This is a genomic window from Thermodesulfobacteriota bacterium, from assembly GCA_040756475.1.
Classification (GTDB): domain Bacteria; phylum Desulfobacterota; class Deferrisomatia; order Deferrisomatales; family JACRMM01; genus JBFLZB01.
This window is the reverse complement of record JBFLZB010000130.1, coordinates 1-12,826: the sequence shown is the minus strand read 5'-3', so window position 1 is coordinate 12,826 and position 12,826 is coordinate 1. Positions and strand designations below refer to the sequence as shown.

At 70.0% G+C, this 12,826-nt stretch carries 10 protein-coding genes and 1 pseudogene; 8 read left to right on the top strand and 3 right to left on the bottom strand.

Annotated elements, in window-relative coordinates:
- The 3 genes and pseudogenes from AB1578_16555 to AB1578_16545 form a co-directional block, all read right to left on the bottom strand.
- On the bottom strand, positions 1–696 hold a 696-nt coding region (locus AB1578_16555; protein ID MEW6489514.1), incomplete at its 3' end, for a restriction endonuclease subunit S.
- On the bottom strand, positions 689–3,091 hold the full coding sequence (locus tag AB1578_16550; protein ID MEW6489513.1) for a class I SAM-dependent DNA methyltransferase: 2,403 nt from the start codon (positions 3,089–3,091) through the stop codon (positions 689–691). The genes AB1578_16550 and AB1578_16555, both read right to left, overlap by 8 nt.
- A gap of 159 nt (positions 3,092–3,250) precedes the next feature.
- Positions 3,251–3,391: pseudogene (locus tag AB1578_16545) on the bottom strand (helix-turn-helix transcriptional regulator).
- 266 nt (positions 3,392–3,657) lie between these two features.
- On the opposite strand from AB1578_16545, the gene AB1578_16540 reads away from it, so the two are divergent.
- The 8 genes from AB1578_16540 to AB1578_16505 all read left to right on the top strand — a co-directional run bounded on the left by AB1578_16540 (position 3,658) and on the right by AB1578_16505 (position 12,732).
- The gene (locus AB1578_16540; protein MEW6489512.1) at positions 3,658–4,443 is read left to right on the top strand and encodes an undecaprenyl-diphosphate phosphatase; all 786 of its coding nucleotides are present in this window, start codon (positions 3,658–3,660) and stop codon (positions 4,441–4,443) included.
- A gap of 3 nt (positions 4,444–4,446) precedes the next feature.
- Entirely contained in the window at positions 4,447–6,681 is a 2,235-nt protein-coding gene (locus AB1578_16535; GenBank protein ID MEW6489511.1) for a DNA translocase FtsK 4TM domain-containing protein, read from the top strand.
- 158 nt (positions 6,682–6,839) lie between these two features.
- The gene (locus AB1578_16530; protein ID MEW6489510.1) at positions 6,840–7,508 is read left to right on the top strand and encodes an outer membrane lipoprotein carrier protein LolA; all 669 of its coding nucleotides are present in this window, start codon (positions 6,840–6,842) and stop codon (positions 7,506–7,508) included.
- Positions 7,505–8,812 (top strand): 30S ribosomal protein S12 methylthiotransferase RimO, encoded by a 1,308-nt coding sequence (gene rimO / locus AB1578_16525; GenBank protein MEW6489509.1) that lies wholly within the window; start codon positions 7,505–7,507, stop codon positions 8,810–8,812. Before AB1578_16530 ends, rimO begins: the two co-directional genes overlap by 4 nt.
- Positions 8,809–9,843, top strand: coding sequence for an FAD:protein FMN transferase (locus tag AB1578_16520; protein MEW6489508.1), 1,035 nt, complete (start codon positions 8,809–8,811; stop codon positions 9,841–9,843). The genes rimO and AB1578_16520 overlap by 4 nt, the downstream gene beginning before the upstream one ends.
- The gene (locus AB1578_16515) at positions 9,840–10,208 is read left to right on the top strand and encodes a NusG domain II-containing protein (protein ID MEW6489507.1); all 369 of its coding nucleotides are present in this window, start codon (positions 9,840–9,842) and stop codon (positions 10,206–10,208) included. Before AB1578_16520 ends, AB1578_16515 begins: the two co-directional genes overlap by 4 nt.
- 179 nt (positions 10,209–10,387) lie before the next feature.
- Positions 10,388–10,951, top strand: a complete 564-nt coding sequence (locus tag AB1578_16510; protein MEW6489506.1) for a Gx transporter family protein — start codon at positions 10,388–10,390, stop codon at positions 10,949–10,951.
- 218 nt (positions 10,952–11,169) lie between these two features.
- Complete coding sequence (locus AB1578_16505; GenBank protein MEW6489505.1) at positions 11,170–12,732, top strand: OmpA family protein; 1,563 nt, start codon at positions 11,170–11,172, stop codon at positions 12,730–12,732.
- Positions 12,733–12,826: the final 94 nt, after the last annotated feature.

The window sequence follows — 12,826 nt, the reverse complement described above, 5'->3', positions numbered from 1 at the left end:
CAAATTCCACTCCCTCGGCACCTTCCCCGACGGCGAGTCTTTGTACAGATGCGGCGCTTCCGAGGGCGGGGGGCGGAGTTCGCCGTTGTGGTCGATGCCGCGCGTGAGAAGGTCGTGGAGCAGGCCCTGCTTCATCTGTTGGAGTTTGGCGATGACCTGCTCGGTCTTCCGGATGGCCTCGTCGACGGTGTCGAGGACCTCCGTGATGCGGTTCTGGTCTTGGACGGAGGGAAGAGAAACCCTCATAGCCATGACGGTGGGACCGCTTATCTTCACCATGCTTCCGGAAGTGCCGGACGCCGCAGCTTGGATCTGTCTCCGGCCGCTCGCCGACAGCAGGTAGCGTTCCAAGTACCGAGCCGTAAGCCGCTCGTTTGGCCGCAGCCGCATCATGAGGTCCGGGTAAGTGCACGGCGTCCCAACATCCGCATAGATCCCGGCAAGCCCGACCAACTCCCTCGTGTTGGACCTGCTCACCAGCAGGTCTCCTTCTTGGAGAATGGCAGATTTCAGCCGCTGGTCGCCAATTGGCGCGTTCTTGAGCTGAAGCGGCCAAAACCCATCGACGGTCAGGCAGCCCAACCCGAGCATCTGCGTACCTGTCCAATCGCTCGCCTCCTTGGGCGAGTAGCCATTCCTGGGAGGGCCCTCAAGGAGGTCACACAGTGGAACAATTTCCCAGCCGGGCCTAGACATACCGAAGTCTCTCGAAATACTCGCGCAGGCCCCCCCTCGCGGCGTCTCGCTCCGCCTCAACCTCCTGTAACGACACCCGGTACTTGTCCCACCACTTCTCCACCACCGCCTCAACCGCCTGCCGATGGGCTGTCACCCTACGGTCCAGGGCCTGAGCGAGGTCGTCCTTGAGAATGCCGAGGACGAGCCCTCGACAGCCGTCGACCGACAGACCGACCTGGGCCTCCTGTAACCGGTCGGCGAAGTCCGCCTTGAGGGACTTCACGCGGGCACGCACGGCACGAAGGTCCTTCTTGAGTTCCTGGACTTCCTCCTCGGACAGGGCGTCCTCGCCCTCCGCCTCGTCCTCCTCATCCCCGGCGGGCTCAGCAGCCTTGAGGGTGCCCTCCACCTCGGCCTTCTTCGCCTCGACCTCGGCGATCTCGTCCAGATACCGGGGAAGAAGTGCTTTGACGAGCTTGTGATCCAGCGGGTCGGTCTTGCTCTGCTCATCCTCCAACGCAGCAAGGATGGTGGTCACCCAGCCGTCCACCACGCCGGCGAAGCCCCGGGCCGCCAACGTCTTGAGATCGTACTGCGCGTCTCCCCACCAGCTCGCCACCACGCCGGCAACCTGGAAAGGGTCGAGCAGGTTCGCAGGAGCCAGCGCCTTCCCGAAACTCTCGACCAGGGCTGCGCGAACCTGCATGAGTGCCTGCGTCTCGGGAAGGGCGACCACGTGCTTGGAGTGGTCGGCCCACCAGGTCTCGAAGGCCTTGCGGACGGCGGCCTCGGCGGTCAGGACGCCCGGATCGGCCTCGACGGCCGCTTTGAGCTGGGCTTTGGAGGTGAGGTGGGGCGCGAAATCCAGGTAGCGCTCGTCCCGTTCGACAAAGAGCCGGGCCGGGTCCAGGCCGTGGCTGCGGAGGAGAGCCTCCCGCTGCTGCCCTTCCGCCTTGGGCACCCCGCCGACCAGGTGGGCGCGCACGTCGTGGGGCTCCGGGGGCGGGGAGTTGTCGGCATAGCGGCGGATGTTGAGGTTCCACTCGTTCTCCGCCAACTCCCCCAGGCCCACCACCCGGGCGAAGGCGGGCACGTCCTCGAAGCGCTCCACCGCGACGACGATGCGCTCGATGTGCTCGGGCAGCAGGGTGTTCTGCGCCCGGCCCTCCTGGTACTCCCGGTCGGCATTGACGAAGAGCACCTTTCCGCGCCGGTCGGGAGGCTTTCCGCCCTTGGCCCGCAGGAGGAGGATGCAGGCCGGGATGCCGGTGCCGTAGAAGAGGTTCGAACCCAGCCCGATCACGGCCTCCACCAGGTCGTCCTCCAACATGCCTCGGCGGATGTCGCGCTCGGCGCCGCCTCGAAAGAGCACGCCGTGGGGCATGACCGTGGCCACCATGCCTCCCGGCCGGAGCACGGCGAGCATGTGCTGCACGAACATGAGGTCGGCCTTTTTGCCCGTCTCGGGGCAGAAGCCGTACCGGAACCGCTCGGGGAAGGCCATGCCGTCGCGGCTGTAGTTCTGGCTGAAGGGCGGGTTCGTGATGACCCGGTCGAAGCGCATCAGCTCCCCGCCCTCCCGGTGCTGGGGGGCGAAGAGGGTGTCGTCGTTTCGGAGGTCGGCGTCGGGGATGCCGTGGAGGATCATGTTCATCTTCGAGATCGACCAGACCCCGCCGTTGTTCTCCTGGCCGTAGAGCCGGAGGTTCCGGGGGTTGCCGCCGTGCTCCTCCACGTGCTCCTTGGAGAGGATCAGCATGCCGCCGGAGCCGGAGCAGGGGTCGTAGACCCGCATCCCCTCCTGGGGCTTCACGAGCCGCACCATCATCCGGACGACGGAGCGGGGGGTGTAGAACTCACCGCCCTTCTTGCCGGCCGAGTCGGCGAACTCGCCGATCAGGTACTCGTAGGCCGCCCCCAGGAGGTCGGGGAACTCGAAGTCCTCGTTCCGGAGCCGGTACTTGGCGAAGTGGACGATGAGGTCGCGGAGCCTCTTGTCGGGGATGCGGCTCTGGCCCACCTGGCGGTTGAAGTCGATGTGGTGCACGACGCCGGAGAGCGCGGTGTTGGCCTCTTCCAGCGCGGCCAGGGCCTTGTTGAGCCCGTCGCCCACGTTGTGGTGGACCTCGTCGCGCAGATACGCCCACCGGGCCTTCGGCGGCACGAAGAAGGTGTTGGTGTGGAAGTCCGGGTGCTCGGCCCGCCTCTCGGCCTCCTCCCGGGTCCGCCCCTTGGCCACCTCGGCCTTCAGGACGGCGTCGCGCCGGGCCTCGAACTCGTCGGAGCACCGCTTCAGGAACAGCATCCCGAAGATGTACTCCTTGAACTCCGAGGCATCCATCTTGCCCCGCAGGATGTCGGCGGCGGCGAAGAGGTGGCGCTCCAGCTGAGGCAGGCTGAGCTTGCGGGCCACCTCGCCGTTGCGGGGTTTGGTTCGCGCCGGCGTGACCGAGGAGGCTGCCGGTTCACGCCGTGCGACGGCCTCCGGCTGCCTGCCGCGGGGGCGAGACACCGGAGCCGATTCTGCCGAAGGCACGGGCCGAGTTCCGTCCATGAGGGAACGAAGTCTCGCCAACTGATCGGCCGTCGGAGAGGACTTACCTGTCTCCCAGAGAGACACCTGTACCTGGCTCACCCCCGCCCGCTCCCCCAGCGCGGCCTGACTCCATCCCCGTTCTTTCCGGCCGCTGCGAATCCATTCTCCGATGGTCAACTGCTCTCCTCCTCAACGTGCGACAACCCCCTAAACGCCGCGAGGTCATACCGCCAGGGGCAAGTACCCCGTTCGACATGGCCCCTTCGTAGTGCCAGCGCTCCTCCCATTCCCAGCTCCTCGCTTTCGGCCCTTCTACGTCACCGGCCCCACGGGGTCAAGGGCCTCGCCCCTACGGGGTTCTTCGCTGGTTGACGCCGCGCGCCCCCCCTCAGTAGAGTACGGGTTTCGTCCACGCTCGACTGGAATGCTGCGAAGAGGCTCCGATGGGTTGGTTGGAGAGCGTGCTCCTGGGGTTAGTGCAGGGGCTCACGGAGTTTCTGCCGGTGAGCTCCTCGGGGCACCTGGTGCTGGCCCAGAGCTTGATCCCGGGGTTCGAGCAGCCCGGTGTGCTCTTCGATGCGCTCCTCCATGGGGGAACGCTCCTGGCGGTGCTAATGTACTTCCGCCGCGACGTGCAGGAGCTCCTGGCGAGCCTGCTCCCCGGGGGAGACCCTTCGCGGCGCCGGCTGGCGCTGCTTCTCGTGGCCGCCACGGTGCCCACGGGGCTCATCGGCGTGATCTTCAAAGACCCCCTGGAGGCCCTCTTCCACGCTCCGCGGTCGGCCGCGGCCATGCTCCTGGTGACCGGAGCGCTCCTGTGGATCTCGGAGGTCCTGGCCCGTCCCCGGATGGGCCTGGAGGGAATGGGCTACGGCCGGGCGCTGGCCGTGGGCACCGTGCAGGGGCTCGCCATCGTGCCGGGGATCAGCCGCTCGGGCTCCACCATTGCCGTGGGAACCCTGCTCGGCATCCGGGGGGAGGACGCCGCCCGCTTCAGCTTCCTGCTTTCGGTGCCCGCCATCCTGGGGGCTCTGGTCCTCCAGCTTCCCCACCTGGAGGGGGTGGAGGCCGGCCGGCTCGGAGGATACGCAGGGGGAGTTGCGGCCGCCTTTGCCTCGGGGCTCTGGGCGATTCGTTTCCTCCTGGCGGCGATCCGCCGGGGCCGGTTCCGGTGGTTCGCGGTATACTGCTGGCTCCTGGGGGCCGGCTACCTCTTCTTTGGACCTTGAAGCGTGGCACGCAAGAGCGAAGCCTCTGCAAAGCGCCCCCGGGAGGGGATTCCGGGCTGGACCGCCCGGCTCGGGCCCCGGGTGCGGGCCGAGCTCGTCGGGCTGACCCTGGCGATCGCCTGCGCGTTCTTGCTGCTGGCACTCCTTTCCTACTCCACGGGCGATCCGTCCTTCAACACCTCCGGCGGCCCGGGCGCTCCGCGAAACCTCGGCGGGGTAGCCGGGTCGTATGCTGCCGATCTCCTCTACCAGGCCCTGGGGCACGCGGCCTACCTGGTTCCCCTGGCCCTTGGCGTGTACGCGGTGCGGTTCGTGATTCTGCGCCCCGTGTCCTACCCGGGTTGGGTTGCCCTGGGGTACACGTCGCTCGTGCTCACGGCGGCGGGGCTCCTGAGCCTCTTCGGGGGCACGGTGGCCTTCGACGAGCTCCACCTCTCGGCGGGCGGGGGTGCCGGCCACCTGCTGGCCCGAGGGCTCTCCCGGTACTTCAACCGGCCCGGCGCGGGGCTCCTTCTGGCCGCCGGGTTCCTCGCCTCGGCCATGTTCACCGTGAACTTCTCCCTCTACTCCTTCTGGGAGCGCCTGCGGCTGGCGATGCTGGGCGCGGTGCAGGGCGTGCGGGAGTGGTGGATTCGGCGTACGGAGCAGCGCGCCAAGCGCCGGGCCCGGCGCACCTCCGGGGCCCAGGCGGCGGCGCGGCCCGCCCTGGAAAAGCCCGCGATCCTGTCGGAGAAGAAGCTCGAGATCCTGGAGCGCCCGAAGGTGCCGATACAGGAGGCCTTTCCCTTCGCCCACGAGGTGGACGGCTTCCGCCTGCCCCCCCTGGAGCTCCTGGACCCGCCCCCCCCTGCGGGCGCGGGCCCCAACGAGGAGAGCCTGCTCAACGACTCCAAGGTCCTGGTCAAGAAGCTCCAGGACTTCCAGGTGCAGGGGACGGTGGAGACCGTTCGGCCGGGTCCGGTCATCACGCTCTTCGAGTTCAAGCCCGCCCCCGGGATCAAGATCAACCGGATCGTCAACCTCTCCGACGACCTGGCCCTGGCCCTGCGGGCCCTCTCGGTGCGCATCATCGCCCCCATCCCCGGCAAGGACGCGGTGGGAATCGAGATCCCCAACACCCGGCGCGAGATCGTGGTGCTGCGCGATATCCTCAGCTCTCCCGTCTACAAGGAGTCCAAGTCGCCCCTGACCCTGGCGCTGGGGAAAGACAGCGCGGGCAACCCCTACGTGACCGACCTGGCCCGCATGCCCCATCTGCTGATCGCCGGGGCCACGGGTTCGGGCAAGAGCGTGGCGGTCCACTCCATGCTCGCGAGCCTGCTCTATCGGGCGACCCCCAAGGACGTGCGGCTGCTCATCGTGGACCCCAAGATGCTCGAGCTCTCGGTGTACAACGACATCCCCCACCTGCTCCTGCCGGTGGTCACCGAGGCGAAGAAGGCGGCGGTGACCCTGCGGTGGGCCGTGCAGGAGATGGAGCGCCGCTACCGGCTCATGGCCGAGGAGGGGGTGAGAAACCTCGCCACCTACAACAAGAAGATCGAAAAGCGCATCAAGGACCTGGGGCGCGCCGAGCCCTCCGCGGACGAAAACTTGGAACTGCTGCCCTTCGTCGTGGTGGTGATCGACGAGCTGGCCGACCTGATGATGGTGGCCTCCAAGGACGTGGAGGAGTCCATCGCCCGCCTGGCCCAGATGGCACGTGCGTCGGGCATCCACCTCATCGTCGCCACCCAGCGGCCCTCGGTGGACGTGATCACCGGGATGATCAAGGCCAACTTCTCGGCCCGCATCGCCTTCCAGGTGGCCTCCCGGGTCGACTCGCGCACCATCCTCGACTCCATGGGTGCCGAGGCCCTCCTGGGGGGAGGAGACATGCTGTTTCTCCCCCCGGGCACCGGAAGGCTCGAGCGGCTCCACGGCTCGTTCGTCTCCGAGGAGGAGATCGCCCGCCTCGTGAAGTACCTGCGGGAGCAGGGGGAGCCCGAGTACAACGAGGCCATCCTGGAGGAGCCCGAGACGGGCGACTTCGCGGACGACCCCGAGTTCGACGAGTTCTACGACCAGGCGGTGCGCATCGTGGCGGAAACCCGGCAGGCCTCCATCTCCATGATCCAGCGCCGCCTCAAGATCGGCTACAACCGGGCCGCCCGGATGGTGGAGCGCATGGAGCAGGAGGGCGTGGTGGGCCCCTCCCGCGGCGCCAAGCCCCGGGAAGTGCTGGTGGGGAAGATGTGAGACGGGTGACGGATGACGGGTGACGGATGACGGGTGACGGATGACGGGTGACGGATGACGGGTGACGAAGGGGCGGTGCGAGATGCTTGCTCCGCTTCGTCCTTTGGGTCCTTGGGGTCCTTTGGGTCCTTTGGCCCGTAAAAAGTGAAAGGTGAAAGGTGAAGGGAAACGCTAGGGTCAAGGTAGGGAGGCTGCTGGGTCAGGTGCTCCTGGGCGCCCTCCTGGCCGCGCCCGCAGGAGCGTGGGCCGCGGAGCCCGAGGTCTTGCTGGCCGGGCTGCGCGCGGCCTACGAGGACACCGCCGACCTCACGGCCCGGTTCGTCCAGACCGCCCGGCTGGTGGCAGCCGGGATGGAGCGCGAGGCCCAGGGGCGGGTGGCCTTCAAGAAGCAGGGAAAGATGCGCTGGAGCTACGACGGGGACGACCCCCAGGAGATCGTGAGCGACGGAGAGACGCTCTGGATCCACCAGGTGCGCGACCGCACGGTGCTGCGCCAGGAGCTCGCGGCGCTGCCCGAGTCGAGCCGGCTCGCCCTGGACCTCCTGACGGGGTTCCAGGGGGTGGAGCGGTCCTTCGAGCTCGGCTCGTGCGGCGAGCTCTGCCTGGCCCTGACCCCCCGGGAGGCCCGGCCGGATCTCAGCCGGGTGCTGGTGGAGGTGGCCGCGGACGCAAGCGAGGTGCGCGCGGTGACCACCGAAGACCCCCTGGGCAACCGCACCCGGGTGGCGTTCTCGGAGCTGCGCCGCAACACCGGCCTCGACGACTCCCTCTTCGAGTTTCGGGCGCCCGAGGGGGCTCAGGTGCTCGACATGCCGGGGGGGCCGTGACGTCGCGCTCCGTCGGCCTCATCAGCCTGGGGTGCGCCAAGAACCGGGTGGACGCCGAGCACCTCCTGGGGGGGCTCCTCGCCCGGGGGTTCGCCCTGGTGGAGGATCCGGCCCGCGCGGAGGTCGTGGTGGTGAACACCTGCGGCTTCCTGCGGGAAGCCGTCGAGGAGTCCATCGAGGAGATCCTCGAAGCGGCTCGCCTCAAGGAGACCGGGGAGTGTCGGGTGCTGGTGGTGGCCGGGTGCCTGCCCAAGCGGTATCCGGAGCTCGCCCGGGAGCTCCCGGAGGTCGACCACTTCTTCACCCCCGAGGACGTTGCCCGCATCCCCGACGTCCTCACCGGAGCAGAGGATACCGCCGCCGCCCCCGAAGCCCTGCCCCGCGTCCTCACCCAGCTCCCCCACAGCGCCTATCTGAAAGTGGCGGAGGGGTGCTCCAACCGGTGCACCTACTGCACCATCCCCTCCATCCGCGGGAGCTTCCGCTCCTTCGCGCTGGAGCCCCTGCTGGCCGAGGCCCGGGCCCTGGCCGCCCAGGGAGTGGTGGAGCTCAACCTGGTGGCCCAGGACGTGACCTCCTACGGCCGCGACCGGGGCGATCCCGACGCCCTTGCCCGGCTCCTGGACGCCCTGGAAGAGGTGGAGGGGTTGCGCTGGCTCCGGCTCCTCTACGGTTACCCCGGGCCCCTGCCCCCCGGGCTCGAGGATCGCCTCGCCGGGGGAGGCAAACTCGTGCCGTATCTGGACCTGCCCATCCAGCACATCCACCCGCGGATCCTCCAGGCCATGGGGCGGCGCACCTCGGCCGCCCAGGTGGAGGAGACCCTGCTGGGTCTCCTGGACCGGGTGCCGGGCCTGGCGCTGCGGACCACGGCCATCGTGGGCTTTCCCGGGGAGACCCGGGCGGAGTTCCAGGCACTGCTCGACTTCGTGGAGCGGGTGCGCTTCCACCATTTGGGCGCCTTCCCGTACTCTCCCGAGGAGGGGACCCCCGCCGAGCGCCTGCGGCCCCGGGTGATGCGCCGGGTGGTCCGGGAGCGCCTGGACCGCCTCCTGGAGGTCCAGGCGGGGATCAGCGAGGGCCGAAACCGGGAGCTCCTGGGCCGGGAGCTCGACGTGCTGGTCGAGGGGATGGACGAGGAGGGCCGCCCCGTGGGACGAACCTACGGCCAGGCCCCCGAGGTGGACGGCCTCACGGTGCTCCGGGGCCTCGGGGACGAGGCGGTGGAGATCGGCGCCTTCGTGCGGGTTCGGGTGAGCGCCGCATCCGAGTACGACCTGGAAGCACAGGTGCTCGGGCCGTGAGGGGCCGGCTCGCCCGGTGGGGGCTCCCCCTGCTGGCCCTGGCCCTGGTGGCGGTCTGGGCCGCGGGCCGGAGGCCCGTGCCCCTCCCGGTCTCCGAGACCCGTTTCCTCATGGACACCCTGGTCACGGTGACCCTGTGGGGGCTCGAGGGCGGGGAGGCGCGGGCGGCAGCCGAGGCCGCCTTCGCCGCGCTGGAGGCGGTGGATCGGGAGATGGCCCGCATCCCCGGCACTCCCCTCTGGGACCTCAACGAGGCCGGCGGCGGCGTTGTCTCCGCGCCCCTGGCGGAGGTGCTGGAGGCCTCCCTGGCATGGGCGCGCCGCACCGCAGGGGCCTTCGACCCCACCGTGGCGCCGCTCTTGGACCTGTGGGGCCTCTGGGACGTGGGAAAGCGAGGGGGCACCCCAGTGCCTCCTCCCGCGGCGGGCGACCTGGAGCGGGCACGGGCGCGCGTGAGCTGGGAGCGCCTGGACTGGGACCCCCGATCGCGCCGGCTCGATCTGGGCGGCGGGGCGCTGGACCTCGGGGGAATCGCCAAGGGCTATGCCATCGACCGCGCCGTGGCGGTCCTTCGCGATCGCGGAGCGCGAGACTTTCTCGTCAACGCCGGCGGCGACCTCTACGTGGCCGGGACAAAGGGGCGCACCCCCTGGCGGGTCGGCATCCAGCACCCCCGGGAGCCGGGGGAGTTCCTGCGGGTGGTCGCTCCCGCCGAGGGCGCTTTGGTGACCTCGGGGGACTACGAGCGCGCCTACCTGTGGGAGGCCGAGGGGGAGCGCGAGCGGATCCACCACATCCTGGACCCCCGCACCGGCCGGCCGGCCCGGGGATGCCAAAGCGTCACCGTGTGGGCCACCCGGGCGATGGCGGCGGACGCGCTGGCCACCGCGGTCTTCGTGCTGGGACCCGAAGCCGGGCTCGCGCTCCTGGAGTCCGAGCCCGGGGCGGAAGGGCTGGCGGTGGGGGCTGACGGCCGGGTCCACGAGACGCCTGGCTTCCGTGGGGCGGCCCCCGTGGCGGCCCCCCGATGAGGCGCAGGGCGTTCACGGCGCTGGACGGGCTGCTCCTGGCCGGACTCCTGGCCGCCAACGCCGTGTTCTGGTCCCGAATCGGCGCCGAGCCCGCCGCCGGGCTCGAGGTCGTTTCTCCCGCCGGCACCCGAAGCGAGCCCCTGGCCGGCCCCCGGGACCTGGCGGTGGCCGGCCCCCTGGGCGCGACGGCGGTGCGGGTGGAGCCCGACGGCGCCCGGGTGACGGATAGCCCCTGCCCCCGGCGGCTGTGCGTCGCCGCGGGAAAGATCTCGCGCCCCGGCGAGGTGGTGGCATGTCTTCCCAACCGCGTCGCCCTGCGCATCACCGGAGCCCGCGCCACCGCCGTCGACGCCGTGGGAAGGTAGGATCTCGGCGGGCACCAGAAGCATGGACACCCCCCCATCGATATCGAAATCGCCATCGAAATCGACCCCGACTCCAGCCCGATTTCGATTTCGATCGGCCGAGGGAGGCAAGAGGGCTGAGCCCCTCGACAACGGGCAACGAGCAACGGCAAACCCACAACGGACGATTCCCCCGACCCATGCCCGCCGCATACGACGACACTTCCACCCCCCTGCCCGCCGGCCCCCACACCCACCGGCTGGCGCGCCTGGGTCTCCTCATCGCCCTGGCGGGGGCCGTGCAGGCGGCCGAGTCACTGGTGCCGAGCCCCGCCCCCTGGTTTCGGCTCGGCCTGGGAAACGCCGTGGTCCTGGTCGTCCTGCACCGGTGGGGCCCCCGGGAGGGCGTCTGGGTGGCCGCGGGCAAGGTTCTGGTGGGGAGCCTCCTGGCGGGACGTCTCTTCTCCCCCGCCTTCCTCCTCTCCCTAGGCGGCACGGCCGCGGCCGCGGCGGCCATGGCCGCCGCCCTGCGGGCCTCCCCGCCGCTCGGGTTCGTGGGAATCAGCGTGCTGGGCGCACAGGCCCACGTGCTCGCACAGCTCTTCCTGGCCACCCTCTTGCTTCGCACCCCCGCCCTGTGGTCCCTCCTCCCCCTGCTGGGCACCCTGGCGGTTCTGGCCGGGTGTCTCACGGGATTCGTGGCGCACCGGGTGGTGCAGGTTCTCGGGTGCGGCGGTGGAATGACGGGCCGTTTCGACTCTTGACTTGATGCGCGGCCCCGCTACACTCGCCGCCCATGGGAGCGTAGACGGGGGTCTGCCCCCGCCCCGGTACCGGCCCCCAGCGAGACGGCGGACCGTCTCCGAGGCGAAGTCTGGGTTGCTCTTCGCAGCCATGTTCCCCGGATGGGGATTTCTGTCGGGAGTGGTCCTTGCGCCGTGCGCGGGGCTCGGCTCCCGCCACCAAAAGGAGGGTAGACGGGATGAGGAGAAGAGCGCACGTCGTCTGGGCCGTGCTTTGGGGAGCCCTGCTCCTGGGGGGGGGGCTCGCGAACGCGGCGGAACCCGCTCGGAAGATCGAGCTCTCGCCCTTTTTTGGCGGTTTCTTGTTCGACCACGATCTCGACGTGGGGCACAAGGGAGTCGGCGGCGCCCGACTCGGGTATTGGTTGAACGACAAGTGGAGCCTGGAACTCTCGGGGGAGGGCGTCTCGAGCCGAACGACGGACGGCCGCCCCCTGGACTACATCCAGGGGCACGTGGACGCGCTCTATCACCTCAACTACCGCAAGGATCAGAAGCTCCTTCCCTACCTGGCCGTAGGGGCAGGGGTAGCGAACTACCAGTACCTGAGCAGGATCAACCCCGACTACAGCAGCCGTACGGACTTCGACTTCCTGACCAACTGGGGCGGCGGTCTCAAGTACCTGCTCACCGACTGGTTCGCCCTGCGGGTCGACGCCCGGCAACCCATATCGTGGAACCGGACCAACCACCACTTCATGTACACCGGCGGCTTCTCCCTGCTCTTCGGCGGCAAGTCCGCCCCCCCGCCGCCGGCCGATTCCGACGGCGACGGCGTCCCGGACGATCGGGACAAGTGCCCTGACACCCCGGCCGGCGTGACCGTCGACGCCGACGGCTGCCCGCTGGACAGCGACGGCGACGGCGTGCCCGACTACCTCGACAAGTGCCCCGGCACCCCGGCAGGAGTCAAGGTCGACGCCAGCGGCTGCCCGCTGGACAGCGACGGCGACGGCGTGCCCGACTACCTCGACAAGTGCCCCGGCACCCCCGCGAACGTGCGGGTCGACGCCAGCGGCTGCCCGCTGGACAGCGACGGCGACGGCGTGCCCGACCACCTCGACAAGTGCCCCGGCACCCCCAGGGGCGTCCGGGTCGATGCCAGCGGCTGCCCCATCGTGCTCGATAGCGACGGCGACGGCGTGCCCGACGACCGGGACAAGTGCCCCGGCACCCCGGCAGGGGTCAAGGTCGACGCCGACGGCTGCCCGCTCGACAGCGACGGCGACGGCGTGCCCGACTACCTCGACAAGTGCCCCGGCACCCCCGCGGGCGTCAAGGTCGACGCCGGCGGCTGCCCGCTGGACAGCGACGGCGACGGCGTGCCCGACTACCTCGACAAGTGCCCCGGCACCCCCGCGGGCGTCAAGGTCGACGCTTCCGGGTGCCCGATCCAGGTCGAGACCGTGGAGCTTCGGATCAACTTCGACTTCGACAAGGCCGACGTGAAGCCCGAGTACCTGCCCCAGATCGAGAAGGTGGCCGCCTTCCTGAAGGCGAACCCCGACTACACCGCGGTGATCGAGGGGCACACCGACAGCCAGGGCCCCGAGGAGTACAACCTGCGGCTCTCCGCGCGGCGGGCCAACGCCGTGGCCAAGATCCTGACCGACACCTACGGGATCTCCATGGAGCGCATCACGGCCCAGAGCCTGGGCGAGAGCCGGCCCATCGCCTCCAACGACACCCCGGAGGGCCGGGCGCAGAACCGGCGCATCTACGCATACATGGAAAAGGACTAGGCACTGGGGCCTTGTCCCGGTCCACGCGGGGCGGGGGGCCTGGGGGCCCCCCCCCCCGGGGCCCCAGCCCGCGCGCCCGTTGGTGAACCCGAGC